This window comes from Micromonospora sp. NPDC002717, from assembly GCF_040295705.1.
Taxonomy (GTDB): domain Bacteria; phylum Actinomycetota; class Actinomycetes; order Mycobacteriales; family Micromonosporaceae; genus Micromonospora.
Genome location: NZ_JBEOVW010000051.1, coordinates 1 through 26,067, shown reverse-complemented (window position 1 = coordinate 26,067; position 26,067 = coordinate 1). Strand labels below are relative to the sequence as shown.

The 26,067-nt window shown below is 72.3% G+C and carries 20 protein-coding genes and 2 tRNA genes; 9 read left to right on the top strand and 13 right to left on the bottom strand.

The window, feature by feature from the left end:
- Nucleotides 1-280 precede the first annotated feature (280 nt).
- Together ABT006_RS33605 and ABT006_RS33600 are read left to right on the top strand one after the other, a co-directional pair.
- Nucleotides 281-550 carry a hypothetical protein gene (locus ABT006_RS33605; protein WP_350712507.1) on the top strand — a complete coding sequence of 90 codons (270 nt, stop codon included), beginning with the start codon at nucleotides 281-283 and terminating at the stop codon, nucleotides 548-550.
- Complete coding sequence (locus ABT006_RS33600; RefSeq protein WP_350712506.1) at nucleotides 550-1,587, top strand: hypothetical protein; 1,038 nt, start codon at nucleotides 550-552, stop codon at nucleotides 1,585-1,587. The genes ABT006_RS33605 and ABT006_RS33600 overlap by 1 nt, the downstream gene beginning before the upstream one ends.
- Before the next feature lie 190 nt (nucleotides 1,588-1,777).
- Here the strand turns inward: ABT006_RS33600 and ABT006_RS33595 are convergent, their stop codons facing one another.
- Both ABT006_RS33595 and ABT006_RS33590 read right to left on the bottom strand, forming a co-directional pair.
- Nucleotides 1,778-2,956: a hypothetical protein gene (locus tag ABT006_RS33595; RefSeq protein WP_350712505.1), complete on the bottom strand. Its 1,179-nt coding sequence runs from the start codon at nucleotides 2,954-2,956 to the stop codon at nucleotides 1,778-1,780.
- Nucleotides 2,953-3,483: a SigE family RNA polymerase sigma factor gene (locus ABT006_RS33590; protein ID WP_350712504.1), complete on the bottom strand. Its 531-nt coding sequence runs from the start codon at nucleotides 3,481-3,483 to the stop codon at nucleotides 2,953-2,955. The genes ABT006_RS33595 and ABT006_RS33590 overlap by 4 nt, the downstream gene beginning before the upstream one ends.
- Nucleotides 3,484-3,758: 275 nt before the next feature.
- Between ABT006_RS33590 and ABT006_RS33585 the strand changes: the two genes are divergently transcribed.
- The gene (locus ABT006_RS33585; protein WP_350712503.1) at nucleotides 3,759-6,047 is read left to right on the top strand and encodes a DUF4153 domain-containing protein; all 2,289 of its coding nucleotides are present in this window, start codon (nucleotides 3,759-3,761) and stop codon (nucleotides 6,045-6,047) included.
- Nucleotides 6,048-6,093: 46 nt separating this feature from the next.
- Here ABT006_RS33585 and ABT006_RS33580 read toward each other — a convergent pair whose 3' ends face one another.
- Nucleotides 6,094-6,903, bottom strand: coding sequence for a hypothetical protein (locus tag ABT006_RS33580; RefSeq protein WP_350712502.1), 810 nt, complete (start codon nucleotides 6,901-6,903; stop codon nucleotides 6,094-6,096).
- A 291-nt stretch (nucleotides 6,904-7,194) separates the two neighbouring features.
- On the opposite strand from ABT006_RS33580, the gene ABT006_RS33575 reads away from it, so the two are divergent.
- Both ABT006_RS33575 and ABT006_RS33570 read left to right on the top strand, forming a co-directional pair.
- Entirely contained in the window at nucleotides 7,195-8,247 is a 1,053-nt protein-coding gene (locus ABT006_RS33575; RefSeq protein ID WP_350712501.1) for a hypothetical protein, read from the top strand.
- Nucleotides 8,248-8,392: 145 nt separating this feature from the next.
- Nucleotides 8,393-9,220, top strand: a complete 828-nt coding sequence (locus ABT006_RS33570) for a hypothetical protein (protein WP_350712500.1) — start codon at nucleotides 8,393-8,395, stop codon at nucleotides 9,218-9,220.
- Between the two features lie 237 nt (nucleotides 9,221-9,457).
- On the opposite strand, the gene ABT006_RS33565 is transcribed toward ABT006_RS33570, so the two are convergent.
- A complete protein-coding gene (locus ABT006_RS33565; protein WP_350712499.1) occupies nucleotides 9,458-10,012 on the bottom strand; it encodes a Uma2 family endonuclease in 555 nt (184 codons plus the stop codon).
- Nucleotides 10,013-10,135: 123 nt separating this feature from the next.
- Here ABT006_RS33565 and ABT006_RS33560 point away from each other — a divergent pair, with 123 nt between their 5' ends.
- Nucleotides 10,136-10,378: a hypothetical protein gene (locus ABT006_RS33560; protein WP_350712498.1), complete on the top strand. Its 243-nt coding sequence runs from the start codon at nucleotides 10,136-10,138 to the stop codon at nucleotides 10,376-10,378.
- A 215-nt stretch (nucleotides 10,379-10,593) separates the two neighbouring features.
- On the opposite strand, the gene ABT006_RS33555 is transcribed toward ABT006_RS33560, so the two are convergent.
- From ABT006_RS33555 to ABT006_RS33540, 4 genes are all read right to left on the bottom strand, one after another.
- On the bottom strand, nucleotides 10,594-12,243 hold the full coding sequence (locus tag ABT006_RS33555; RefSeq protein WP_350712497.1) for a hypothetical protein: 1,650 nt from the start codon (nucleotides 12,241-12,243) through the stop codon (nucleotides 10,594-10,596).
- 414 nt (nucleotides 12,244-12,657) lie between these two features.
- Nucleotides 12,658-12,954 (bottom strand): transposase, encoded by a 297-nt coding sequence (locus ABT006_RS33550; protein ID WP_502891057.1) that lies wholly within the window; start codon nucleotides 12,952-12,954, stop codon nucleotides 12,658-12,660.
- A gap of 43 nt (nucleotides 12,955-12,997) precedes the next feature.
- Entirely contained in the window at nucleotides 12,998-13,147 is a 150-nt protein-coding gene (locus ABT006_RS33545; protein ID WP_350712496.1) for a hypothetical protein, read from the bottom strand.
- Nucleotides 13,148-13,198: 51 nt separating this feature from the next.
- Nucleotides 13,199-15,562: a hypothetical protein gene (locus tag ABT006_RS33540; protein WP_350712495.1), complete on the bottom strand. Its 2,364-nt coding sequence runs from the start codon at nucleotides 15,560-15,562 to the stop codon at nucleotides 13,199-13,201.
- A 321-nt stretch (nucleotides 15,563-15,883) separates the two neighbouring features.
- Between ABT006_RS33540 and ABT006_RS33535 the strand changes: the two genes are divergently transcribed.
- On the top strand, nucleotides 15,884-16,975 hold the full coding sequence (locus ABT006_RS33535; protein ID WP_350712494.1) for a LacI family DNA-binding transcriptional regulator: 1,092 nt from the start codon (nucleotides 15,884-15,886) through the stop codon (nucleotides 16,973-16,975).
- Here the strand turns inward: ABT006_RS33535 and ABT006_RS33530 are convergent.
- From ABT006_RS33530 to ABT006_RS33510, 5 genes are all read right to left on the bottom strand, one after another.
- Nucleotides 16,899-17,246 (bottom strand): sigma factor-like helix-turn-helix DNA-binding protein, encoded by a 348-nt coding sequence (locus ABT006_RS33530; RefSeq protein ID WP_350712493.1) that lies wholly within the window; start codon nucleotides 17,244-17,246, stop codon nucleotides 16,899-16,901. The two genes, ABT006_RS33535 and ABT006_RS33530, sit on opposite strands and share 77 nt — an antisense overlap.
- Nucleotides 17,247-17,849: 603 nt before the next feature.
- Nucleotides 17,850-17,926 (bottom strand) — tRNA-Ile (locus ABT006_RS33525).
- A 148-nt stretch (nucleotides 17,927-18,074) separates the two neighbouring features.
- The gene (locus ABT006_RS33520) at nucleotides 18,075-19,316 is read right to left on the bottom strand and encodes an FAD-dependent oxidoreductase (RefSeq protein WP_350712492.1); all 1,242 of its coding nucleotides are present in this window, start codon (nucleotides 19,314-19,316) and stop codon (nucleotides 18,075-18,077) included.
- Nucleotides 19,306-21,426, bottom strand: a complete 2,121-nt coding sequence (locus ABT006_RS33515) for an MMPL family transporter (RefSeq protein ID WP_350712491.1) — start codon at nucleotides 21,424-21,426, stop codon at nucleotides 19,306-19,308. The genes ABT006_RS33520 and ABT006_RS33515 overlap by 11 nt, the downstream gene beginning before the upstream one ends.
- A gap of 209 nt (nucleotides 21,427-21,635) precedes the next feature.
- A tRNA-Asn gene (locus ABT006_RS33510) sits at nucleotides 21,636-21,708 on the bottom strand.
- A gap of 271 nt (nucleotides 21,709-21,979) precedes the next feature.
- Between ABT006_RS33510 and ABT006_RS33505 the strand changes: the two genes are divergently transcribed.
- Complete coding sequence (locus ABT006_RS33505) at nucleotides 21,980-22,384, top strand: hypothetical protein (RefSeq protein WP_350712490.1); 405 nt, start codon at nucleotides 21,980-21,982, stop codon at nucleotides 22,382-22,384.
- Between the two features lie 280 nt (nucleotides 22,385-22,664).
- A complete protein-coding gene (locus ABT006_RS33500; protein WP_350712489.1) occupies nucleotides 22,665-25,994 on the top strand; it encodes a ThuA domain-containing protein in 3,330 nt (1,109 codons plus the stop codon).
- Nucleotides 25,995-26,067 lie beyond the last annotated feature (73 nt).

Sequence of the window (26,067 nt, the reverse complement as noted above, 5' to 3'; positions counted from 1 at the left end):
AGTTTGGTCTCTGGTTTTCAGCGGTTTGCTCTTCCTCTCCCCGGGCGCCTGGGCGGGGCCCCCCCCCCCGACCCCGCCGTCACCCCCCCGGGGGCCGTCGGGCCGCGCGGCCCGACGGCGAGCCGAGCGCGGTCGGCGAGTCGTACCCCCGACCGGTCTCCGGCCGCGCCGTCGCGTGCCCGGCGGCCGGCCGTCGCCCGACCCCGATCCCTCCGCAGCCGGACCGGCCGTGACCACGCGCCGGAGCCGGTCCGGCGACCGAGCACGAGAGGAGCCGGCCATGGCCGCTCCCACCGCGACCGCATCCCTGAACGCCTCCACCTACTCGCCGGGCGACCAGATGACCCTGACGGTCACCTACGGCGACGCCGACACGAAGCCGGTGACCGTCACGATCGTGGTCACCGACGCGCAGGGCAACAGCAGCGCCCCGGTCAAGGTCACCGCCGTCGTCGACCCGCTCACCGTCACCGTCACCGACGACTCCGGCCGCACCTGGACCCGGCTGTCGGACAACGGCTCGGTGGCCGTCTACCGGGCGGTGGCGTGATGCCCCGGGTCACCGTCACGGTGCGCGACAACGGCGGGCGCACCGCCACCGCCACCGCCGACTACACGATCGCTCCGCCGGTGCTGGGCGGCTACTACCTCTCCGGCGGCGCCGACCCGACGGCCGACATGGCCGGCGGGAACTTCCGCTCGCTGACCCAGTACCGCAGCCTCGCCGACGGCTACACCTTCCCCGGCTACCAGCGACCGTGGCTGGTCACGCTGGGCAAGGCCGGGGTGCGGATGAACATGGTGCTGGAGCTGAAGCACTACGGCGCGCCCAACTTCGGGCCGCAGTCCTTCACCGTGGACGGCGTCGCCTACACCGTCCCGGCGCCCGCGATGACCATCCAGCAGCGGCCCGGCACGACCTGGCCCCGGGCGTACGGCTACAGCCAGGTCCTCGCCGGGCACTGCGACGGGCTGCTCGCCCGTGCCCTGTCCCAGTACCGGACCATGGGGTTCGGGGTGAACATCCAGCTCGCCTCCGAACTGGACACCGACCACGAGTTCGGCACCACCGAGGCGGGTGTCAGCTACACCTGGGCCCAGTCGGACACCCGGGCGGTGCAGGCGATGACGTACATCGTGAACTGGTTCAAGGCGCGGCAACTTCCCGCCGGCACCACCTTCTCGGTGGGGGTGGGCGGCTTCGACCGGGGCTGCTTCCAACGCACCCACCCCGAGGCGCTGATGGCGAAACTCGACTTCCTCCAGTGGAACGTCTACGCCACCAGCCCCAAGGACACGGCGCTGGCCCGGTTCCGCCGGGCGAAGGACTGGGCGGTGGCCGACCTCGGCCCGGTCGCGCTCTCCCGGCCGGTGATCATCGCCGAGTGGGGCGTACGGGTGGCGGAAATCCCGGACCAGGCGGCCTGGATCGCCACCGTGCCGGCCGCGATCGCCCAGCTCAACGCCGAGCGGGGACCCCGGATCGTGTGCACCAACTACTTCAACTCCGGCTGGGGCACGCTGGCGCCGAAGCCGGCGGGGCTGGCCGCGCTGCGGGCCGCGTACGCCACCCGGCCGTACGTCTGACCGGCCCGGCGGCGTCGGGTCCCCACCCGGCGCCGCCGTCGGCAGGTCAGCCCGGCGGCGTCGGGTCCCCCACGCGTCGCCGCCGGCTCTACACGGGTCGGCCCGGTCGACGCCAAGGTGCAGACGGCTGCACCGGCGCGGTCAGCCCGACCCTGCCGGCACCGTCAACCCGGCGGCCCTGCCGGCACGGTCAGCGGGGTGACGGCCCGAGCAACCGGGTGAGGGCGGCGAGCAGCTCCGGCGTGGGCTCGCTGCCCCGGTGGTACGCGCGGACGGCGCTGCGGCAGGGCGTGTGCCGGACCCAGAACTCGGCGGTGGCACCGGTCGCGTCCGCCACGGTCACGGTGTCGAACGCGGTCGGCGGCGGGTAGCCCGGCCAGTCGCCGCAGTCGCTGGCCGGCACCGACCGGGCGAAGGCCGCGTTGAGCACCGGCCGGAGCGCGTCCGCCCCGTCGCGCCGGGTCTCCCCGCGCACCAGCCGGGCGGTCCCGCCGTCCACCTCGTACCGGCAGGCGGCCAACGCGACCAGCGGGGTCATCAGGACGCTGTCGTGCCCGGCCTGGTTGACCGCGATCCGGTCGGGTGGCCCGGGGTTCGAGGGGGTCAGCCGGACCCGGTCGACCGGCATGCTCGTCCGGCACGCGGGGGTGGCGACGGTGGCCGGGTCGGTGGCCGCGGCGAGCTGCGCCCGGTACCGGTCCAGGAACGCGCCGAACAGCCGGTGGTCCAGCCCTCGCCCGTGGCTGTCGGTGACCGCGACCGCGCAGTTGTCGTCGGTCCACACGGTCACCGGCGCCCGGTCGGGGTAGCGCAGCACGTAGGCGGTCTCCGCAGACCGTCCCACCAGGGTGCACCGCAGCCCCGGGTCGGTCGGGTCGGCCACACGGGGCCGCCCGTCCGGCCCGGTCTGCCTCGGTGGCATCGCGTTGAGCAGCCCGACGATCTCGTCGACCCCGGTGGTGAGCACCCGGGGGCCGACGCGGTCCGCCGCCCGCGGCCCGCCACCGACCGGCACCTGGCAGGCGGTGACCTCCACCGCGCCCGCCGGCACCAGTGGCACGTCGTCGCCGTAGCGCACCGACTCCAGCCCGGGCCGCCGGCCGGTGTCGTCGGGGCAGACCGCCGCGCCGACCGGCCCCCCGGTGGCGACCGGCGCCGGCCGGGAACCGCCCCGGGCGCCGGCGAGGAGTTGCGGCGCTCCGACCGTCAGCCCCACCGTCAGGACCAGGGCCGCCGCCGAGCCGGCGGCCAGCCGCCGCCGGCGCCGGCGGACCCGGGTGCCGACCGCCGCCAACCGGTCCGGCGGGGCCGCCAGCGGCGGTACGGCGTCGGCGAGCAGCCGCCGGACGTCGGAGTCGTCAGAACTCATGACACGACCTCCCGATCGGTGAACAACCGCAGATCCGGGTCGGCGCGCAGGCTGCGCAGGGCGCGCGAGGACTGCACCTTGACCGTGTTGACCGAACAGCCCAGCACCTGCGCGGTCCGCTCCACGGACAGGTCCTCGACGTACCGCAGCACCACGATCGCCCGCTGCTGGCGGCTGAGCCGGGCCAGCGCGCGGCGCACCGCGTCCCGGTCGGCCGACTCGCCGGCCACGTCGCCGGTCCCGCACGTCTCCGGCGTCGCGGCGGCCGGCACCTCGCCCCGCCACCGCCGCCGCCACCAGGAGGCGTACGTGGTGAAGAGCGCCCGTCGCAGGTACGCCTCGGGATGCCCGCCGTGGACGATGCCGGGCCAGCGCCGCCAGGCGCCCGCGAGCACGGTCTGGAGCAGGTCCTCCGCCCGGCCGGCGTCACCGGTCAGCAGCCACGCCGAGCGCAGCAGGGCGCCGGACCGGGCCGCCACGAACTCGGCGAAGCCCTCCGGTGGCGGCGGGTGCGGGCTGTCGGACATGCGTACCTCCCGCCAGGTGAACGCGGTGGCCGCGCCGGGAGGTTAACGCGGGTCCGCGCCTTTCGTGGCGGCGGACCGCACACCCCGGTTGGTTGCGCATTCTCCGAATGGCCACCGGGCGCGATCCGCGATTCCGGCCTGACCACCCTGGACGGCCGACCCGGCGACCCGGGCATCACCTCCGTGTGCGGGCTGGATCGCGGAGCGTTCACCGGGCGGCGAGGCGATCGGGATCGGTCGTACAGTGTGCGGACCATTCGATCGAGGAGGGTCCCGTGACCCAGCCGCCACCGGTGCCGGAGTCCCCGGAGACCGCCGGGGGGCCCGCGAGCACCGACGGTGAGAACCCCGGGCACGCGACGCCGTACCTGCTCGTCATGCCGCCCGTCGACGGTGCGCCGCCCACCATGGTGTGGCCCGGGGCGGAGGGCACGCCCGCCTGGGCGATCCCGGTCAGCATCCCGGCGGGCACGCGCGGGTACGCCGTGTTCGTCCCGCTGCTGCCGGCCGCCGCCCCGACGCCGGCGGGCACCGGCCCGGCCGCCGCCCCACCGACGCCGGCGGGCACGGACACCGGCCCGACCGCCACCGCCACCGCCACCGCCCCGACGTCGGCGGAGCCGGACGCCCGCCCGGCCGCCGTGCCGCAGCAGGCGGACGGGGAGGTCCGGCCGGCCGTCGTGCCGCAGCAGGCAGACGGCGAGGTGCGGCCAGCCGTCGTGCCGAGGCAGGCGGCCCCGGACACCCGACCGGCCCCGACGGCCGCCGCCGACGCGAAGGGCTCGCCGTCGGCCGTCGAGCCGGCGCCGGAGGCCGCGCGTGCGGCGACGGCGTCCTCCGCCGGAAACCCGTCACCCTCCCCTGCCGGCGCGCCGGCCGCCGCCACCACCCCGGCGCCTGCGGCGAGCACGCCGCCCCAACCGGCCGCCGCGCCGGCACCCGCCGCCACACCGACGCCGGTCGCCGCCCCGCCACCGACCGCCGCCCCGCAGAAGGCGCCGTACGGGACCAATGCGCCGGCCGTGTGGCCGCCCTACTGGGGCTACCAGCCGCCGCCGGTCCGGCCGTCGTTCCTCAAGACGCGGTGGCCGGGCCCGAAGGCGGCGCGGGACCGGTCCGTGCCGGCCGCCGTCCTCGCCGGGGCGCTGGGGCTGGCGTGCTTCGTGCCGCTCACCCGCACCGGCATCGGCTGGTTCCTGGGCTGGCTCATCCTGACCGTCGCGGTGGTCGTCGCGGTCCGCCGCACCGGCGCCGACCTGCCCCGCGCCGAGCGCTGGGTCCGCGCCGGCTGGGCGGGCGCCGCGCTGGCGCTGCTCTCGGTCCTGGCCTTCCGCAACGCCTGGTGGCTGGTGACGTTCTGCGTCCTCGGCGCGCTCGGCTGCGCGACCCTCGCGATCGTGGGCGGCCGGCTCGTACGCTCGATCCTGTTCAGCCTGGTGGCGGCGCCGTTCGCGGCGCTGCGGGGGCTGCCGTGGGTGGGCGGCCACCTCCAGGCCCCGGCGAGCCCGGGCCTGGCCCGTCGCGTCGTCGGGTCCGCCGCGGCCACGGTGGCCGCGCTGGTCGTCTTCGGCGCGCTCCTCTCGTCGGCCGACGGCGCCTTCTCCGTGGTGCTCGACGGGCTCATCCCCGAGGTCGACGCCGGCGCGAGGTTCGAATGGCTCTTCCTCGCCGGCATCGGCGGGCTGAGCGCGGTCGCCGCCGTCTACACGCTGGCCGCGCCTCCCGACCTGTCGACGGTGGACCGGCCCGGCACGCCCCGCCTCGGCGTCGTGGAGTGGGCACCGGTCATCACCGCGCTGACGCTGCTGTTCGGCGGTTTCGTGGCGGTGCAGTTCACCGTCCTGTTCGGCGGGGAGCGGCACGTGCTGCGTACCGCCGGCCTCAGCTACGCCGAGTACGCGCGCAGCGGGTTCTGGCAGCTCGTCGTCGTCACGATGCTGACGCTGGCGGTGCTCGCCGGGGTGGCCCGGTGGGCGCGGCGGGAGCGCCCGGTCGAGCGCCACCTGCTCCGGATCCTGCTCGGCCTGCTCAGCGCGTTCGGCTTCGTCATCGTGGTGTCGGCGCTGTCCCGGATGTACACGTACCAGAAGGTCTACAGCTTCACCGGGGAACGTCTCTTCGTGATGGCGTTCGAGCTGCTGCTCGGCACCGTCTTCCTGATGATCCTGGCGGCCGGGATCCGGTGGCGGGGAGCCTGGATCCCCCGGCTGACCGTGGCGCTCGCCGTGGCGATGCTGCTGAGCCTGGCCGTGCTCAACCCCGAGGACTACGCGGCGCGCCGCAACATCGCCCGCTACGAGCAGACGGGGAAGATCGACGCCTGGTACCTGCGGGCGCTCTCGGCCGACGCGACACCCGCCCTGTCCGGCCTGCCGGACCCGGTGCGCCGCTGCACCCTGAGCTGGATCGCGGACGACCTCGACGAGCCGGACCCCTGGTACGCCTGGAACCTGGGCCGGGTCCGGGCGCGCCAGGCGCTCGACCGGGTCGGGCCGGGCGCCGTCGGCGGCACGCGCGACTGCAAGGCCGCCGACCAGTTCGACCTGCCCAAGAGCCGCCGCTAGACGGGCCCGACGCCCCCGGCCGGCCGGGGGCGTCGGGTCGGCCGGGTCACCAGGGCTCGGGGATGGTGATCGCCACGCAGCGCTGGGTGCCGGGAATCGGCTGGTAGCAGGCGGACACCTCCAGGTTGTTGGTCAGGTCGGACCGGTGGAAGGACGTGCTGCCACCATTGACGCAGGTGCCGCCGCTGGTGGTCACGCCGCCGGTGACCTTGGCCGTGGCGCAGCCGACCGTGCCGGCGGTCTTCTCCACCGTGTTCAATGAGGAGCGCTGGTCCGTGTACTGGTGGGCGCCGTAGCCGGTCAGCCGCACGCCGGGACGGGTCACCGTGTACTGGAACGCCGTCGAGGTGTAGTACGACCAGCTCGCGCCGGTGCCCACGGTCCGCAGCTCCGGGTCGGCGGACGAGCCGGGGACGAACATGGCGAAACCCTTGTCATGGGTGGTCGTGCCCGGGATCATCCGGTAGACGATCACCAGGAGCCCCTGGCTGTAGCTGCCGGTGGAATAGGTGAGATAGCTGCCGTTGCCGCAGGTGGTCCGGTCGGCGATGTAGCCGACGCCGTTGGCGTAGAGCATCACCCGGGCGCAGCGGGAGTCGGCGGCGGTGTCCTCGATGGTGCCGACCGTCGTGCTGGTGCCCGAGTTGTCGGTGGCGTACCCGGTCAGCCGCACGCCCGGCAGGGTGCCGGCGTACTGGTAGGCGCTGGGGTGGTAGTAGCTCCACGAGGCCGACCAACCGCTGCCGGACGGCAGCGCGAACGCGGGCGAGGCGGGCAGCAGGGCGGCGACCAGCGCGGCGGCCAGGGCCGCGACCAGCATCGCGCCGGTCGACCGCCATCGGGGGTGGGTCCTCATCGCTCCTCCGATCTCCACGACGGGCGGACACCCGGCGTCAAGGATCAGGTTGACCGAGGGCGCCGGCCACGCAGACGACTCAGTCCCGAAGCAGACAGCCAGATCGACGTCAGTCGTACGCGTGCGGGCCGGGGCCGCCCAGCGCGTCGCCGCTCCCCATTCCGCCCACGCCCGGGCGGTGCGCCGGATCGAGCCGTCGTGCCCGGAAGTACCTGGAGCTGACGACCGACTGCGCCGCGCTGCTCGACCGCCTCGCCCCTTGCCGGACGGGAAGACTGCGAGGATGTCGAGATGCCCCTGTTCGAGATGACCTCCGACGCGATGGTGCCCGTTCCGTCGACCACCTTCGCTGCCGAACAGATCCTCGAACGTGCGGATCTGCAGCGTCTGCTGCGGGCACGGATCGACATGATCGTCGAGGACGTCCTCGTGGTCGCGGAGGAGTTCGGCGCGTTCGCCGACGCCCGCCGCCGGATCGACCTGCTCGGTGTCGACCGGGACGGCCGGCTCGTCGTGATCGAGCTCAAGCGGACCACCGACGGCGGTCACCTCGAACTCCAGGCGCTGCGGTACGCCGCGATGGTCTCCGTCATGACCTTCGACGACCTGGTGGAGCACTACGAACTTCATCTGGCGAAGGTCGAACCGGACGCAGTCGACGAGGCGCGGACCCGGCTCGCCGACTTCCTCGAGGACGTCGGCGGCGAGGAGGCCGTGCTCAGCCGCGAGGTACGCGTCGTGCTCGTCGCAGCCGGCTTCGACCGGGAGATCACCACCACCGTGCTGTGGCTCAACGACGTCTACGGCCTCGACGTACGGTGCGTGCGGCTGACCCCGTACAAGATCGATGATCGTCTCCTGCTCGACGTCCAACAGGTCATCCCGCTGCCGGAGGCCAGCCAGCTGACCGTCCAGCTACGACGCCGGCAGACCCAGGTGCGGGCAGCCGGTACGGACACCAGGGACTGGACCCCCTACGAGATCATCACCCCGCACCTGCGTACCGAGCCCCTGCGCAAACGACGCGCCGTGCTCGCCATGGTCACGGCGCTCCACGAGGCCGGCGTGCCGGCCGCCGAGCTGGCCACAGTGATCCCGCGATCCCGATTCCTCTCCGTGGACGGGACGCTGGCCGGTGAACAGCTCGCCGCCGCCTTCGCCGCCACCTATCCCGGTTCGCAGAAGCGGTTGGGGCGGTGGTTCCTCGACGCACCCCTGCATGACGACGGCAGGACCTGGGTGCTGTCGAAGATGTGGGGCACCAACACCGAACCGGTCCTCGACCGGCTGCTCACGCTCGCACCCGTTGAGGGCTTCGGCTACGAGGCGGTCGGCGAGGGCTGAAGCCACCACCACACCCCGGCGCTGACCCGCGCCGGGCCGCTGTCCTGGACGAGTCTGAAAGCCGACACCCATCCAGCCTTTCTGTCAGAGCTGACCGCGAACCGGGCCGAGCTGCGTACCCCCGGTCACGACCAAGGCCCTGTGCGTGGTGGCGCTGGTCGCCATCGTGGTCGGGAGCCTCCGGCTCGTGCCGGCGGCCGTGCCGGTCGCCCCGGCCGGTGGTACGGCGTCCGTGCTGCTCGCCGTGGTCGCCGGCGTGATCGGCACGCGGGCCTGGTTCCGCGTCGCGGCCGAACGGCGGCGGGTACGGGTCGATGAGATGGAGCACGAGCAACAGCGAGCGGCGCGACAGGACGCGTACGAGCGCTGGCAGAAGACTTTGTCCCGCAAGCCCTCCGACGCGGAGATGGCCTTCTGGCTTGAATGCGACCGCAAGATCCTCGTCGACGAGGCCATGCGGCACTATCGGCTCAGGCCCAGCCAGGTCATCGCGCACGCCTTCATCGAGGCGCCCGCCACGTCGTACAAGCGGGCCCGGTTCCCCCGGGGGCCGTGGCGCTATTCGAGGTACCGGCTGCTGCTGTTCCTGTTGACCGACGACGGGGTGCGGCAGGTGGACATCGACCTCGACTTCGAGGCGGGCACCTGGCGGGGTACGCAACGCCTCAACTACCGCTTCGACGCCGTGGCCGCCGTACGCATCGACGGGGTCGCCGCCCGGCACCAGACGTTCGAGCTGATGCTGGTCAACGGTGCCCCGATCAGGGTCCGGGTCGCCGAGTCGATGGACGAGGGAATCCAACCAGGTGAGGACGTACAGGCGCTGTCGCAGGTAACCCTCGACGCCTCGGGCCTCACGCACACCCTCACCGTGCTAGAGGGGATCGCCGCCGAGGGGAGCAGTGGATCCACCACCAGCGCGGGCGTTCGAGGGACCGACTCAACGAGTTGGCGGCGACCCTGTCCGGCCTGATCGGCTGACGTCGGTCAGAGCTGCTGTCGTGCTCGTACGGCCGTCCACCTCCTGACCGCGGAACCGGTGGCGGTGCGCATCCTAGGTGACGCCTGCGGTGGAACCGCCGACTCAGGTGACGCCGCTGACCGCACGGATGGCCATGGTGGCAAGGCTGCGTCCCCCGACGGTGCGGCCACGCCCGCGTCCAGCACCCGGTACAGCTCAAATAGGTCCCCCGCGCTGCCACGCCGCCGATCAGTCGAGATGGTCAGCCGGCGCGGTCTGGAGCAGCCAGGCAAGCGGCATCCTGGCCCGCTCCTCGTATGCGCCCTGCCCGCCCAGGTGGTGCAGGGTGACGGTCTGGCCGCTGTCGCGGTCCACCACCCAGTACTGCGGGATCCCGGCCGAGGCGTACTCCCGCGCCTTCGTCACCGAATCCATGGCCTCCGACCCGGGAGAGACGATCTCGACCACCAGCGCGACGTCGGTCGTCGGCGACCAGACGCCTCGCGGCGGCGGTTTCCGCCACACGGTCAGGTCCGGGATCCGGCCGCCGTCCCGGTCCGGCCCGGGAACGCGAATGCCGACGGCTTGGAGCACCTGCTCGGCGGGCCAGCCGGCCATGATGAGCCAGGCGAAGAGGCGGCTGGCAATCATCGCGTGATCCGAGTCGGGAGGCGGCATGACCGACAGGACCCCCTCGGGGCTCGTCTCGTAGCGGTGGCCGTTCGGATCGGCAGCGTTCATCGCGGCGACGTCGTCGAGCGTCACGACGGCGGGCATGTGCATGCCGACGGCCTCAGCGCTCATGCCCCCATCCTAGGCGAAGACCAGCACGAACCCGGCTTACGCGGGGCGAGGACCGACCGTCACTCGGCTGACGGTGCGATCAGGTAGACGACGCCGCCGCCGATTACGAGTAGGCCGACGAGCATGAAGCCGATCCCGACGATGTACCGACTGAGGGCGAACGCACCGTCGCTCTTCGTCTCCGCCGGGTCAGGGCTTGGCCCGACATCCACCGCGTCGATCCACTCCGAGACATCCGACGGGCCATGGGACGACTTCGAGGCCACGTGGCGTGCGGGCCGGCAGGAGTGGCTGCTGGAGCAAGCCGAAGATCCCCGGGCGTCCGAGGTTCGCGACGAACTCGAGCTGGTGATCCGCTACCACTGATGTGAGATCACGTGGGCCACATCGCGGGACCGCCGCCGTTCGGCGTTTCGGTGCCACACACCGGTGGCGTGACTCGCCGGGATGCACGGTCTGACGGCCTGAGGCGACGTCATCCGCCGCGTAGCCGCTGGCCCAGCGAAGCCCCGCGTACCTCTGAACATGGGACGGGGCCGGCCCCCGGACGGAGACCGGCCCCATCGAAGCCACGGTGCGGGTTACCGGACCACGACGACGTGGCTGGCCCGCGCGTACAGGAACGTCTGGTCACCGTCCCACTGCACGGTGTACGTGTACTCGCCGGCCGCGCCTGGCGTGTCGGTGAAACGGAAGCTCCCGTCCTCGGCCGGGGTCACCGCGGGGAGGTAGACCGTGGTGATGTCCTCGCCGTTGACGATGCGCCACACCCGCAGCGTGGTGCCCGGGGTGAGTGGCCGCCCGGCGGTCTCCAGCACGCCGCTGAACCGGAGCTGCCGGCCGGTGCTGGCCGTGCTCGGCCCGGTGAGGCTCAGCGTGGACGGCTGCCGGGCCACCTCGACGGTGGCCGTCGCCTGGCTCCAGCGGAAGGCCGAGTTGCCGTCCCAGAGCACCTCGTAGTGGAAGGTCCCGCCGACCGGCGGCGTGTCGGTGATGCTGAAGGTGCCGTCCGTGGCGGTGGTCAGCGGGGCGAGCGTCGCACTGGTTCCGTCCGGGTGCCGGCGTGTCACCACAAGCGGCTGCGCGCCGGGCGCCGACCCGTCGGACAGGGTGAGCCGGCCGGCCACGGTGAGCGGTACGAGTGCGGTCCTGGTGGCCGGGGCGGTCGCGCTCACCGAGGAGGGCGCCAGGGTGGCACCCCGCAGCCGCCACAGCGTGTAGCGCCCGGTGGACATCTCCAGCAGCACGGTGAACGCGTCGGTGCCGGAGAAGGTGAGCGCGCCCTCCACCACCTGACCGGCCGGGTTGTCGGCGGTGTGTCGCTTCGTGGTCGTCGCCGCGTCGTAAACCGCGATGCGGGGGCCGGCGAGCTCGATGCGGTCCCGGGAGGCGCGTGCGCCGACGACGTGGGCGCCGTCCGGGCTGAGGGCGACCGCGTGCGGGAAGCCGACGAAGGTCGGTTCCTCGCCGTACGCGCCGGCGCGGGTGACGCTGGCGGTGTCCCAGATGTCGTACCGGTACGGCGAGTCGAACGCGGTGATCGCCTTTGAGCCGTCCGACGTGATGGTGATGTCCCGCAGGCGGCCGAGGCTGTAGGTGTGGCCGTCGATCACCCCGCGGAGGGTGGCTGGGGTGGTGCTCACGTCGTACACGTACAGGTCGGCCGGGCTGATCCCGTTCTCGCCGGCCACTACGGTGGACCCGGCGGCGGCGACCATCGGCGGACCGTACAGCCCGCTGGCGATGCGGACCGGCTCGGGCGTCGTCGCGGACAGATCGAGGCCCACGACACCGCCGCTCCAGCTGTTGGTCGGACCGTGCCCGACCCAGAGACGGTCGCCGGCCAGCGACAGGTACGTCGGGTAGGGAAACGCGGCCAGGTCGAATCGCCGGGTGACGGCGAGGGCCGTGGTGTCGATCTCGGCGATCTCGTTCGAGCCGTTGAGCGCCGCGTAGAGGCGGCTGCCGTCCGGCGTGACGGCCAGGCCGTTCGGCTCGACGAGCCCGGTGATGGCGCCGACCTGGGTGCCACTGTCGTCGGCGACGACGATCCGGTCGCTGGCGGAGATGAAGAGCCGGCCGTTCCCGGCGGCGATGTCCTTGACGAACTTCACCCCCTGCAGAGCGGTGCTGGTGTCCGCGGCCTGGGCAGGTGCGACGGCGGCAACGAGCCCGGCCGCCGCGACCAGTGTCGACGCCAGGGCCGAGCGGGCCACTGTGCGGAACCGCATGAGCGGTCTCCCTTCGGTTGATACCCCGTGATGCCCGGCGGGCCGGCGGCCTGTGATCGGAGGCCGGTGCCGGGGCAGGCGGCAAGATCGCCGCTCCATTGGTATAGGGCGATGTCCCTGCCGGCGGCGTTACGCGGGGCACAGCGTCGATCGCTCACGGCAATGGCACGGCTGTGGCATGGGGTCGAGCGCGGCCAGGTCAGGGAGAGCGGGTCATACCTCTGGCCGGATGCCATGCCGCAGGAGCGCGCGAACCGCGTAGCGCAAGCACCAGTTGGCGGGTGTCGGAGTCCTGGCCGGGGGTCAGGTGGCTGGTCAGGTTCCAGCCCCGACCGTCACCGATCGTGTGGATCTTCGTGGTCCACCCGCCGCGCGACTTGCCGAGCCCTTCCCGTCGCGCTGCGTCACCACTGTTCAGCCCCCCTTACACGCGCCGGCGGCGTGCTGGCGGGCACGCACGATCGTGGAATCGGCGTTGCCGTGCCAGTCCAGGCCCCCGGCAGCGTCCGCGCCGGCCTGCAGCATCGCCTCGATCCGCGCCCAGGTCCCGTCCTCCTGCCAGCGGGCGAACCGCTTGTACAGCGTCTTCCACGGCCCGTACCGCTCTGGCACGTCCCGCCACGGCGCTGCCGCCGACCATCCGCAGCGCCTGTTGGCCGCCGTGCACCCAGGCGTCGACGACCTGCGCCGACTCGGGAATCCGTACTGCACCTGCCAGCCGGGGATGTCGGTGCCGGACAACGGTGCCTCGAAGTCACCGTTGACCACCACCCGACGTGCCGGCGGCGTGGGCCGGCGACGCGAACCACCGGGCCGCCGACGCCGTGAGCAGCGCCCCCAGCAGGGCCGTTCGTCGGCTGAGCCTGGGAGTCTCCATCGGTACGACGGCCTCGCGGTCCACCATGCTCGGTCCTTCCGTTCGACGAACTGGATGCTGATGGTGGAGGCGTCGTCGTCAGGCGTTACTGAGGCGGTACATCTGGTCGCCGCGGAAGAAGAACAGCGACCCCTCGGCCACGGCGAAGTCGAACGAGGTCACTCCGCTGGCCAGGTCACGGACCGTCCGTGACCCGGTGTCGAGGGACCAGAGGTGACGCAGCGTGAGGATGTAGAGCCGGCCGTCGGCACCGAACTCGAGGTGTCCGTGCACCCACGCGGCGCTGTTGGCCCACTGCCAGGTCCCCAGCCGGTAGGACTCAAGGATCGCGCCACTGGTCGGGTCGAGTCGGTAGAGCGTGTCGATCGACAGCGCCCAGACGTGGCCGTCCGGCCCCGCCTTCACCGCGGTGATCGCCTGCTGCCCGGGGAACGTCGTCTCCCAGACCTTGCGGGCACCGTCCGGGCTCCACCGGATCACCGAGGCTTCGGTCTCGACCGGGGTCGCGCCACCGCCGCCCCAGATCGAGGTGCCGATGACGAGGTCCTCACCGGTCGCCGTCATCGAGGTGCCGCTGCGCCGACCGAGCACGGTGTCGTACACGGTGACCGCGTCGGTGCGCGGGTCGATCGAGGCGACAACCCCGCCGAGGTGACCGTACACCGGGACCGTCGTGGTCCAGATCAGCCCACCGCTCTTCGCCCAGCCGAACGGGCGATCCTGGAAGTGCTGCTCCGACAGGTTGGCGAGCAGGCGGGGGTTGGTGGCCGCGGTCCACGGCGCCGTGGTGTCGTACCGGAACAGCTGGGCGTGCCCGTACGAACCGAGGTAGAGGTCGGGGCCGTCGGTGAACATCCCCTCGATCTGTCCCACGCCACCCTCCGGCAGCTGGGTGCAGGCCAGGGTGCGCGGGTCGCACTGCGCCAGGCCCGGGTGGATGAACCCGCTGACGTACAACTGGTTGCCGGGGCCGGTCTCGATGGCGTGCAGTTGCACCGGCACGGGCATCGCGCGCGACTGCCACTCGACCGACTTGTCGGACTCCGGGTTCCACGCGAGGTAGCCGCCGCGGCCGTCCAGCCACACCACCGATTCGCCCGGCATGTCGGGCCGCTCGAGGTCGACCCAGCCGAGGGTGCGAACGGCGGTCGAGGCGCCGACGCCGAGGTCCTTGGCCTTACCGACCAGCGGGTTGTAGCTGTGCAGCCGACCCTCGGCGGGGAAGTAGATCTTGGTGCCGCGCTTGGGACTGATCGCCGTCACCCCCACGCCGTGCACTTTCTGCCAGCGCGCGGTCCGGACGTCGTAGCTGTAGAGGTCGCTGCCGGCCACGCCCTGGATGCGGGTGTAGAGCAGGCCGCCCCGGAAGTCCAGGCTGTAGGCGAATTCGCGGTTCGCGACTTCGGCCGGCACCGGGATCGAGCGCTTCGTCCGGGTCGCCGCGTCGTACTCGACGAGCTGCGGTTGGGTCGAGCCCATGCCGACGTACACCTTGGTGCCGGCGACGGCCACGGACCGGGCATAGCCCTGGCCTGGCGCCATCGGGCCGTGGTCCTCGTACTGGCCGGACGCCGGGTCGTAGCTGGTCAGGGCTCCTGCCGGTGACGAACCGAACCATAGCCGTCCGTCGCTGCTCTCCTCGATGTCCCACAGGTAGGTGCCCGCGCCGGCCCCGCGGCCGAGGTTCTCGACCGTGCCGGTGCCGGGGCGGTAGCGGTACAGCAGCCCGCCCGGCCAGGTCGCCACATAGACGTCCCCCGAGCTGTGCTGCACCAGCGACCACGAGCCCCCTGCGCCAGGCAGGGGCAGGGTGCTCTCGAGATCACCGGTCAGCGTGTCGATCACCTGAAGCACGGCGGGGTTGCCGTTGCTGACGGTCCACGTCTCCGAGCGGCCGTCGGCTCCGGTGCCGATCGTGGCCCCGATCAGGTTGATCGCCTTCAGCGGGCTGCCCAGCGGGGTCTCGGTCCAGTTGGCGCGCTCCAGGGAGATGCTGTCCCACCGCGCGGTCGTGACGTCGGCCGAGGACGAGTAGAGCATCACGCGCGCCGACGCCGTACCGGCGGGGGCGGTGGCACGGAAGGACCGCCACGTCCAGCCGGCGGTGAGGCCGCGGAGGCGTTCGCTTTCGGTGCCGAGCTGGCGGCCCGCGGCATCGTAGAAGTACACGAACAGCGACGGCGTTCCCTCTGCCACCGACAGCCAACCGCCCACTTCGTACGAGCCCGCGGTGGCCGGCAGCGCGGCGCTCCGCAGCGACGCCGACGCGATCAGCGAGTCGTCGACCATCAGCGCCGCCCACTGGCCCTGGTGGCCCGGTTGGGCGACCGACCAGGTGCCACCGGCAACGGTCCACGGTGCGAGGGTGCCGCTCTCGAAGTCGAGGTTGGGTCCGGCCGCGGCCGCGGCCCCGCTGATCGGGACGAGCGCGAGCGCCGCCATCGTGGCGAGGGCGACCAGGCGTGCGCCCGCGCGTCGGCCCCTCGTCGCGATGGTCCTCGCGGCTCTCAGCCTGCGCGTGAATACCTGCTGGTCTGCTGTGGTGAGGCGCTCGGCACTGACCATGTCGACGGCCCTCCTGGGCGTCCCTGCGTCGCAGCTCCATCGCACGCGAACTCCGCAACGACTTTCTTGCGGAAGGCTTCCATTGTTTGCGGAACGTTGTCAACGGCGGCCTGGGCACGTTTTGCACGGCAATGGTCCGGCCGGCGGGGGAGACTTACTGTAACGTTTACAGCAAGTGGTGTGAGGGGTGATGGAGTCGTGGGAAGGGCCCGACTGGCCGGCAAACCGACCCTGCGGGAGGTCGCCGACCGCGCCGGGGTGTCGATCGCCACGGCGTCACGCGCGATGACCGGCCGTGGCCAGGTGTCCGCGGCGACGGCGGTCGCGGTCAGCCGCGCGGCCAAGCAGTTGGGCTACGCCGTCGACGACGTGCGGGCCCGGCGTCGCGAGCGTCGACTCGCGGTGATCGTCGGGAGCCTCTCCGGACTCTTCGTCGACCAGATCGTCGAGGCGGTCGAGGCGGTGAACGGTGCCGGCACGACGGGCTGCGTTGTCGCTACGACCGGCGACGACCCGGTGCGGGAGCTGACCCAACTCCGGTCTCTGCTCGAGGACCCGACGGTGTCGGCCGTGGTGGTCGCGGGTGGTCGTTGGAGCTCGGCCGGCTACGTCCAGGACCTGGCGGCGCTGGTGCGGGAGTACGCCGTGGCGGACAAGCCGCTGGTGTTCTGTGGCCGGCCGGCGGTCGACGCCGGGAGCCCCGGACTCGTCGTCAACTATGACAACGTCGGTGGTGCCGCCGCAGCAATGTCGTACCTGTTGAGCCACGGGCACCGGGACGTGCTCTTCGTACGGGGACCGCTCGGCTTCTCGACAAGCGACGCCCGGGCGCGGGGATTCGAGCAGGCCTGCGCCGAGTTTGGTGTCGAGGTCAACCCGGCGCTGGTCCGGATCGGGTCGCGGGATCGTCGGACCGGTGTCGAGGCGGTGCGGGCTGCGCTGCAGGATGGACCGGCGTTCACCGCTGTCTTCGGCGAGTGTGATCTGATCGCCCTGGGTGCACTCGCCGCGCTCGAGGACGCCGGGATCGCTGTGCCTGAACAGATGTCGGTCATCGGCTTCGACGACATGCTGTTGTCGGCGGACCTCCGGGTGCCGTTGACGACCGTGCACGTGCCCTTCGGGGATGTTGGGTACACGGCCGCCCGGATGGCACTGCAGCCGGACCGCGCCAATCGCGAGGGCAAGCTCGTTGCCGGGACCCACCTGGTGATCAGGAAGTCGGTGCTGCCCAGGTCAGCGACCCCGGGCGGGGCCGCGGTGGCGCTGCCGGTAGAACGCCCTCGGTGAGGTGCGCCCGTCGAGCGCGGACCGCAGCCAATGCGCCCCGCCTCGCGCGGCTGCGAGGAATGCCTCGATGATCTCGATCGCTTCTGCGTGGTGGCCAGGTTCGACGGGTTTGAGTGTTGCGAGGCTTGGCGCGCGCTCGGCTGGCCAGTTTCTTCGCCGAGCCCGGGCTCGTGGCGAGCGCCGCAGCGACCTGATCGAACGGAACGGCGAAGAGATCGTGCAGGACGTACGCCACTCGCTGTTTGGATGAGAGTTCATCGTTAGTCTTCACACGGCGATGATCAGCGGTGGCCGCGCCTGTCTCTCAGACGACCCCACCAGCAACATCGCACGGCTTGAGGGAGAACTCGTCGTACTAGACCTTGACTCCCCACCAAAGAAGGCGGTCAGCCAACGGCCGAAAAAGGTCACCCTTGCCTTCGGAGGCGTGCGATATGAACTGCTCGATGTCCGTGCCAGGATTCAAGTCCACACCAACACGCTGACGAAACTCCGCCGCTTTTAGGTGCAGCGCAGGGGCGTGTGGTCCGAACACGAGCGGACCGTGGCCTGGTACCTGGAACACGACATCGGCACCGAGGCCCTCGGGGTGCTCGTCGGCATGCACAGCCCGCTGACGGGAAACCGGGCGCGCTCGGCGGACGTGACTCGGCCGACCGCAGCCCATGGTGATCAATGCCTATGAAGGGATCCCGCCCGGGCAGGCCGGTAGGCATCCAAGCCAACCAATCGCCGAATCCTTTAGCGCTCGGCCGTCACGTGCGGCAATGGCTGTAAGACCTGAGCGCTTCCTCTCCCAGGTCGCGAGGCATCTGGTCGAGGCGGTTCGGGCACCGCCACATCCGATTTCACCTTTTCCCAGCTCAGGCGCTGTTGGTGGGGCGGACGGGACTCGAACCCGTGACCGATCGATTATGAGTCGACTGCTCTAACCGGCTGAGCTACCGCCCCGGCACCGCGCCGGATCCTATCCCGCCCGGTCGATCACCGGCCAGCACGAAACCCTGGCTTCACCGCCCCGCGGTGGCGGCACGATGGGCAACGCGAGGATAACAGCGAGCAGCCGACCCGCCGCGCCCCGTACCCACCGATCGGGGCGTCAGGAGCCCGCGCGCAGCTCCGCCAGGACGGCCCCGGCGGCGCGCCAGCCACTGGCCAGCGCGCCCTGGACGGAGGGGCTGTCCCGGTGGTCGCCGGCCACGAACAGGCCCTCCCCCAGCGCCACCGGCTTGCGCAGCCGCCCCTGCGGCGGCGGTGCGGCGGGCAGCGCGTCCGGGACGGACACGGTGGTCAAATGAGTCCAGTCCGCCGTGGACCGCCCGTAGAGCCGGGTCAGCTCGGCCCGCACGGTCGGCTCGGGCGGGGCCGACGGGCCGACCACGGAGGTGGCGATCAGGTGCCGCCCGACCGGCGCGTACGTCGGCGCGGCCCGGCTGACCACCACCGTGTTCGCGACGACCTCCCGCCGGTCGCCGTCGACGAGCAGGATCGGCTCGTCCAGCGGCGCCTCCTGCGCGCTGTGGTAGTACGTCGTGTAGCTGTGCGTGCGTACCGCCGGCAGGGTCGGCAGCAGCGTGGCCACCGCCGGCGGATCGACGGCGACCACGACGGCGCGGCAGCGGATGTCGCCGGCCTGGGTGCGGACCCGGCCGGGCGCCACCGCCGAGACCGGGGTGTCCAGGTCGATCAGGTCGGCGGGCAGCGGGTCGGCGACGGCGCGGGGCAGCGCGGCCATGCCCTCGGCGGGCAGGCCGATCCGGCCCCGGGCGAAGGATCGCAGCACCATCGACAGCACGTGGCTGGAGGTCTCCAGCTCCCGTTCGACGAAGACGCCGGAGAGGAACGGCCGCAGCAACTCCTCGATGATCGTGTCGGAGAGGCCGGCGCGGCGCAGCGCGGTCTCGGCGGTGGTCTCGGGCGCGGCGAGCAGCCGGCCCTTCGGCAGGGTCGCGCAGCCGGCGGCGAGCGCGGCGAGGCGCAGCCGGTCGCGCAGCGACCCGATGCCGGCCAGGGCGGTGCCGGGCGCGCCGGTGGGCGCGCGCAGCGGGTTGACCAGGCGGGTGAGCCGGTCGCCCTTGCGCACCAGCACGCCGGAGGTGAAGTGGCCGAGGCGCAGGCGGTCGACGTCGAGCAGGGTGCCGAGCCGCGGGTAGGCGGTGTTGAGCACCTGGAAGCCCCGGTCGAGCAGGTAGCCGTCGACCGCGTCGGTGGCCACCCGGCCGCCGAGCCGGTTGCCGGCCTCCAGCAGCCGCCACGGCACGCCGGCGCGGTGCAGCCGCCGGGCCGCGGCCAGGCCGGCCAGGCCGCCGCCGACAACGACGACGTCGGTCTCAGCGAGCATCGCGCGCCTCCCGCTCACCGTTCGTCCGGGACAGCCGGCCCGGCCACCAGATGGTCGGCCCGATGTCGTACGCGAGCGCGGGCACCAGCAGCGAGCGGACGACGATGGTGTCGAGCAGCACCCCGACCGCGACCGCCACGCCCAGCTCGACCAGCACCACCAGCGGCAGCACGGCGAGCGCGGAGAACGTCGCGGCGAGCACGACCCCGGCGGAGGTGATCACGCCGCCGGTGACGGCGAGGCCGGTGAGGACGCCGGCCCGGGTGCCCCGCCTGGCGGACTCCTCGCGGACCCGGCTCATCAGGAAGATGTTGTAGTCGATGCCGAGGGCGACCAGGAAGACGAAGGCGAAGAGCGGGAACGAGGTGTCCACGCCGGGGTAGTCGAGGACGTGGCGGAAGATCAGCGCGCAGAGGCCGAGGGTGGCGGCGAAGCTGAGCAGCACGGTCGCGATCAGCAGGATCGGCGCGAGGAGCGCCCGCAGCAGCAGCGCCAGGATGATCGCGATCACCGCCAGCACGACCGGGATGATCACGTTCCGGTCCCGTGTCGAGGCGTCCGACGTGTCCACGTTGATCGCGGTGAAGCCGCCGACCACGGAGTCCGAGCCGGGCACCGCGTGCACCGCCGCCCGCAGCTCCCGGACGGCCCGCTCGGCGCCGTCGCTGTCCGGCGGGTCGGCGAGCGTCGCCTCCAGTTGCACCCGGCCGTCGACGACGGTGGGCGGCGCGTTCGGGTCGGGCGGGCCGGTCCGGTCGGCGGTGACGGGCCGGACGGCGGCCACCCCGGGCACGCCGCGGGCCGCGTCGGCGACCTGCTCGGCGGCCTGCTGGTTGGTGAAGATGGTGGCGGGGCTGCCGGTGCCGGCCGGGTAGTGCCGGGCGATCACCTCCTGGCCGGCGACCGAGTCGGTGCGTTCGGTGAACAGGTCGGACTGCCCGAGCGTGGTCGCGCCGAGCTGGGTCAGCCCCAGCGCGAGCACGGCCAGCGCGAGGGTGGTGAGCACCCAGACGGGCCGGGCCCGCCGCGCCACGAAGCCGGCGATCCGGCTCCAGATGCCGTGCTCGGTGCGCGGGTCGGCCTGGTCGGGCCGGGGCCGGCGCGGCCAGAACGCCCACCGCCCGCCGAGCACCAGCAGGGCGGGCAGGAAGGTGAGCATGACCAGCAGGGTGGCGGCGATGCCGATGGCGGCGACCGGGCCGAGTGCCCGGTTGGAGTTCAGGCTGGACAGCAGCAGGCAGAGCAGGCTCACGATCACCGTGCCGGCGGAGGCGACGATCGCCGGGGCGGCGCCCTTCCAGGCGGTCCGCATCGCATCCCAGGGGCGCTCGTGCCGGTGCAGTTCCTCGCGGTAGCGGGCGACGAGCAGCAGCGCGTAGTCGGTGCCGGCGCCGAAGACGAGCACGGTGAGGATGCCCTGCGCCTGCCCGTTGAGCTTGATCACGTCGGCGTCGGCGAGCAGGTAGACGAAGACCGCGGCCAGCGCGAAGGACATCCCGGCGGCGAGCAGCGGGAAGATCCACAGGACCGGGCTGCGGTAGACGACGAGCAGGATGACCAGCACCACGCAGAGGGTGACGACCAGCAGGGTGCCGTCGATGGCGGAGAAGACCTCGATGAGGTCGGCGAGCAGGCCGGCGGGCCCTGCCACGTCCACGGTCAGCCCGTCGCGGTCCCCGCCGGCGATGGCGCGCAGTTCCTCGACGACCGTGCCGATCCGTTCGCCGTCGGCGTCGTCGATCGGCACCACCACCTGGAGGGCCTGCCCGTCCTCGCTGGGGATCGGCGGCGGCAGCGGGCCGACCACCCCGGGCACCTGGGCGAACCGGGTGGCGTCGGCAGCCGCCCGCTGCGTGTCGGCGTCGGTGATGCCGCCAGCGCGTTCGTAGACCACCAGGGCGGGGGTGGTCTGCCGCGCGACGAACCGTCCGGCCAGCTCCTGCGCCCGGGTCGCCTCCGCGTCGGCGGGCAGGAACGAGGCGTTGTCGTTCGTGGCGACCTCGCCGAGCCGGCCGGAGAACGGCCCGGCGACGGCCCCGACGGCCAGCCACGCGAGCACGACCGCCACGGCGACGAGTGTGATCCTGCCGTGGCCTCCTCTTCCGGGCATCCGCACCCACCCCAAGTTTCGACGCACCGATCGACGCAGAGTGAGTCCAAGTCGACACCGACCATCCTGCCGGGCGGGAGCGCCCGCGGTGGCGGAAACCGGGCGGCCGGCGAGGGGCGAAAACACCGAGCCGTCGGCGGTCGGCGGTCGGCGGAGGCACGGAACGACGAACGCCCGCCGGCGGGGCCGACGGGCGTCAGGTGTGGAAGCTCCCCCGTTTGGACTCGAACCAAAAACCTGCCGGTTAACAGCCGGCTGCTCTGCCAATTGAGCTACGGGGGACCGCTGCGTCGTCCGGTGCGGATCTCCCCGCGCCGTGCGACGGGGACAAGAGTACAGGACTCCGGGGGGTGTTGGTCCAGGGGGTTACCTCTGCGACCCGTGCCCCACGGACACGACAATAAACCAGACAAATCGTCATCACGGCACAAGGAGGCATGAGCGGAGAGCAGGATGGGTAGTTAGCTGCGGACAGAGGAGACAGGCGCGATTTGGTCGCCTCCGGCGGGGTAAGCCGCCGGACGACGGCGCGTCAGGTACGGAAGGAGCCGCCATGCGCGGAAAGATCATGTTTCTTGGCGGGCTGGCTGCGGGATTCGTCCTGGGCGCCCGTGCCGGTCGGGAGAAGTACGAGGAGCTGGTGATCCGGGGCCGCAAGGTGCTCGACCACCCGACCGTCCAGGAGGCGGCCGGCGTCGCGCAGGCCCAGGCGACCCGCCTCTACAGCGAGGGCAAGGACAAGCTCGGCCAGTCGAAGCTGGGCGAGAAGCTGAGCAGCAACGGCAACAAGCAGGAGCTGACCGCCGCCGACGACGCGTTCGCCGGAACGCCGGCCACGGTGGGGGCGAAGGCGGGCTCCGGCTCGTCGGGCACCGGCTCGACCTCCGGGTCGACGCCGGCCACCACCACCCCCCGCAGCAAGCCGTCCGGCTCGGGCACCAACAACAGCACCCTCTGATCGCACCTTCGCGCGGGCCGGTCGCCAGCTGGCGACCGGCCCGCTCGTGTGCGTACGGGCACGTCACGGCCGCCCGGCCCCACCCCTGCGGCCACTTTCGCCGTTTGAAGCGAAAGTTCGGCGCATCCATCGAAAACTTCCGCCTCCAACCTCTTCACTTTGGTCCGAGGCGCAAATATCGTCCTGCGTAGAACCTGGCCAGGCTCTTGGTACTCCCCCCGCGACCTCCTCAGCGACGTCCCGGCGCTGAGGCGGACCCGCCCGACCAGAGCGAGGTTCGATGCGCAGACCGATCGGCCGAAGGGCCGCCACCTATCTCAGCCTTCTCACCCTCGTCGTCGCGACGCTCGTCGCGACCGCTCAGCAGCAGCCGGCACCGGCACTCGCCGCCCCGGCACCGACCAGCAACGGCATCCAGTACAAGGTCCTCGTCTTCACCCGGTCGGCGGACGGCAGCCACCCCGCCACCGCCGCCGGCGTCGACGCGATCCGCCAGCTCGGCAACGACCGGCGCTTCACCGTCGAGGTGACCGACGACGCCCGCAAGTTCGACGAGGCGCACCTCAAGCAGTTCCGCGCCGTGGTGTTCCTGAACACCTCCGGCGACGTCCTCGGCGACGACCAGCAGGCCGCGTTCGAGCGGTACTACCGCGACGGCGGCGGCTTCGTCGGCGTCCACTCCGCGATCGAGGCCGAGCCGGGCTGGTCCTTCCTGGACGACGTGCTCGGCACCCGGGCGGTGGGCGCCGCCACGGCGGCGGCCCCGGCCACGGTCACCGTGGCCGACCGGGTGCACCCGGCCTCCGCGACCCTGCCGGAGCGCTGGGCGCACACCGACCGGTGGTACAACTTCGCGGCCAACGTCCGGGGCGTCTCGCACGTCCTGGCCACGGTGGACGAGAAGACGTACGCCGGCGGGTCGATGGGCTTCGACCACCCGGTCACCTGGTGCAAGGACCACCAGGGCGGCCGGTCCTTCTACACCGGGCTCGGCGCGACGCCGGAGAGCTTCGGCAGCACCGACCTGCGGGCCCACCTCGGCGGCGCCATCCAGTGGGCGGCCGGCGTGACCGACGGCGACTGCGGCGCCACCGTCCTGGCCAACTACCAGATGACGGTGATCGGGGCGCAGCCCAACGTCAACGAGCCGATCGGCTTCGACGTGCTCCCCGACGGCCGGGTGATCCAGACCGACCGCCGCGGCGGCGTACGCCTGCACGACCCGGAGAGCAACGAGACCACCGTGCTGGCCCAGATCCCGGTCTACACCCACAGCGAGGACGGCATGTACGGCCCGGCGATCGACCGGGAGTTCGCCACCAACCGCTGGGTCTACCTCTTCTACGCGCCGCCGCTGGACACCCCCGCCGGCGGGGCGCCGACCACCAGCACCGACCCGGCGGCCTGGGACCGGTGGAAGGGGTACTTCCAGCTCTCCCGGTACAAGTTCGTCGACGGCGAGACGCCCTCCCTGGACCTGGCCTCGGAGCAGAAGATCCTCCAGGTTCCGGTCGATCGGGGCGCCTGCTGCCACGTGGCCGGCGACATCGCCTTCGACTCGAAGAACAACCTCTGGCTGGTCACCGGCGACGACACCCCGGCCGGCGGCGGTGGCTCCGGCGGCTTCTCCCCGCACAACGACTCGGTGAGCGCCACCGGCGTCTACCAGGCGCCCTTCGTGGACGCCCGACGCAGCTCGGCGAACACCAACGACCTGCGCGGCAAGATCCTGCGCATCTCTGTGCAGGCGGACGGCAGCTACACCGTGCCGGAGGGGAACATGTTCCCCGAGGCGGCGGACCCGGGTGACAAGACCCGCCCGGAGATCTACGCGATGGGCTTCCGGAACCCGTTCCGGATCACGCTCGACCGCAACGACGTCGCCTACGTCACCGACTACTCCCCCGACTCCTCGACCGCGGCGGTGGGCCGGGGACCGGCGGGCACCGGCCGGATGATGGTGGTCGGCAAGCCGGCGAACTACGGCTGGCCGATGTGCGTGCAGCCGAACCTGCCGTACATCGAGATGAACTGGACCACCAGCCCGATCTCCCCGGTCGCGCCGTTCGACTGCGCGGCGCCGCGGAACACCTCGCGGCACAACACCGGGCTGACCGACCTGCCCGCGGTGGAGAAGTCCGAGCTCTGGTACTCGTTCCAGGCCCCGACGCCGTGCCCGGAGTCGTACCTGTCCACCCCGACGCAGACCTGTCCCGTGCTCTTCCCCGAACTCGGCACCGGCGGCGTGGGCCCGCACGGCGCGGCGAAATACGACTTCGACCCGGAGCTGAGGTCGGAGACGAAGTTCCCCGCGTACTTCGACGGCGCGATCTTCTTCGGCGAGTTCACCCGGGACACCCTCAAGGAGGTCCGGCTCGACGCCCAGGGCGACATCCTGAAGATCAACAATGTGCTGAACTGCGGGCAGGCCCCCACCACGCCGGCCAAGCCGTTCCTCTGCGACAACCCGATGGACATGAAGTGGGGCCCCGACGGCAACTTCTACCTGCTGACGTACGGCGACGGGTTCTTCAACGTCAACCCGGACGCGGCGATGCTGAAGTTCAGCTACGTCAAGGGCCTGCGGGCGCCGAACGCCGTGCTGAACGCGACCCCGACCAACGGTCACGCCCCGCTGACCGTCGCCTTCTCCAGCGAGGGGTCGAAGGACCCGGACCCGGCGGACTCCATCTCGTTCGCCTGGGACTTCGACGGCAACGGCACGACCGACTCGGTCGACCCGAACCCGACGCACACGTACACGGTCAACGGGGTCTACACCGCGCGGCTCACGGTGACCGACTCCAGCGGCAAGAGCGCGTCGGCGAACACCACGATCACGGTGGGCAACACCGCGCCGACCGTCACCGTCAACACCCCGCTCGAGGGCGGCTTCTTCCAGTGGGGTGACGGGATCCCGTGGTCGGTGACGGTCACCGACCCCGAGGACGGGCCGGTCGACTGCGCCAAGGTCGAGGTGACCTTCGTGCTCGGCCACGACGAGCACGGCCACGGCGAGGCCAACCAGTTCGGCTGCTCCGGCGTGCTGCCCACGGAGGCCGACGACGCCTCCCACGGCGGCTACATCTACGGCGTGGTCAGCGCCTCCTACACCGACCGGGGGGCGAACGGGCAGCCGGCACTGACCACGGTGGACCAGCAGATCATCCAGGACAAGCTGCAGCAGGTGGAGTTCGCCCGGGACCAGTCCGGGACCACCGTGGGCACCAGCGCCGACACCGGCGGCGGGCAGCAGCGCGGCAGCCTCGACCCGGGCGACTGGATCGCGGTCAACAACACCGTGAACCTGACGAACATCCAGTCGGTGACGCTGCGCACGTCCGGTGGCAGCGCCGCCACCGCCGGGCAGCCGCGCTTCGGCGTCCAGTTCCGGCTCGACTCGCCCACCGGGCCGGTGGTCGCCACCGCCACGGTCAACGCGACCAGCGGCAACAACGCCTTCACCAGCACCACCGTGCCGATCACCGACCCGGGCGGCACGCACCGGCTCTACCTCGTGTTCACCACCGTCACCGGCGGCCCGACCAGCGGTTTCGGCAACCTCAACTGGATCGGGTTCACCGGCCAGGGAATCGGCGTCACACCGTAGCCACCGCCGTGGCCGGCTGAGAAGTGTCGGCTGGCGGCGAGGCCCGGGACGAGGACGAGAGTCGGCCCGGCGC

What these genes read in the sequence shown, in the direction of transcription:
- ABT006_RS33605 (WP_350712507.1), top strand. Translation starts at nt 281, where the DNA reads ATGGCCGCTCCCACCGCGACCGCATCCCTGAACGCCTCCACCTACTCG.
- ABT006_RS33600 (WP_350712506.1), top strand. Translation starts at nt 550, where the DNA reads ATGCCCCGGGTCACCGTCACGGTGCGCGACAACGGCGGGCGCACCGCC.
- ABT006_RS33595 (WP_350712505.1), bottom strand. Translation starts at nt 2,956, where the DNA reads ATGAGTTCTGACGACTCCGACGTCCGGCGGCTGCTCGCCGACGCCGTA.
- ABT006_RS33590 (WP_350712504.1), bottom strand. Translation starts at nt 3,483, where the DNA reads ATGTCCGACAGCCCGCACCCGCCGCCACCGGAGGGCTTCGCCGAGTTC.
- ABT006_RS33580 (WP_350712502.1), bottom strand. Translation starts at nt 6,903, where the DNA reads ATGAGGACCCACCCCCGATGGCGGTCGACCGGCGCGATGCTGGTCGCG.
- ABT006_RS33575 (WP_350712501.1), top strand. Translation starts at nt 7,195, where the DNA reads ATGCCCCTGTTCGAGATGACCTCCGACGCGATGGTGCCCGTTCCGTCG.
- ABT006_RS33565 (WP_350712499.1), bottom strand. Translation starts at nt 10,012, where the DNA reads ATGAGCGCTGAGGCCGTCGGCATGCACATGCCCGCCGTCGTGACGCTC.
- ABT006_RS33560 (WP_350712498.1), top strand. Translation starts at nt 10,136, where the DNA reads ATGAAGCCGATCCCGACGATGTACCGACTGAGGGCGAACGCACCGTCG.
- ABT006_RS33555 (WP_350712497.1), bottom strand. Translation starts at nt 12,243, where the DNA reads ATGCGGTTCCGCACAGTGGCCCGCTCGGCCCTGGCGTCGACACTGGTC.
- ABT006_RS33545 (WP_350712496.1), bottom strand. Translation starts at nt 13,147, where the DNA reads ATGGTGGACCGCGAGGCCGTCGTACCGATGGAGACTCCCAGGCTCAGC.
- ABT006_RS33540 (WP_350712495.1), bottom strand. Translation starts at nt 15,562, where the DNA reads ATGGCGGCGCTCGCGCTCGTCCCGATCAGCGGGGCCGCGGCCGCGGCC.
- ABT006_RS33520 (WP_350712492.1), bottom strand. Translation starts at nt 19,316, where the DNA reads ATGCTCGCTGAGACCGACGTCGTCGTTGTCGGCGGCGGCCTGGCCGGC.
- ABT006_RS33515 (WP_350712491.1), bottom strand. Translation starts at nt 21,426, where the DNA reads ATGCCCGGAAGAGGAGGCCACGGCAGGATCACACTCGTCGCCGTGGCG.
- ABT006_RS33505 (WP_350712490.1), top strand. Translation starts at nt 21,980, where the DNA reads ATGCGCGGAAAGATCATGTTTCTTGGCGGGCTGGCTGCGGGATTCGTC.
- ABT006_RS33500 (WP_350712489.1), top strand. Translation starts at nt 22,665, where the DNA reads ATGCGCAGACCGATCGGCCGAAGGGCCGCCACCTATCTCAGCCTTCTC.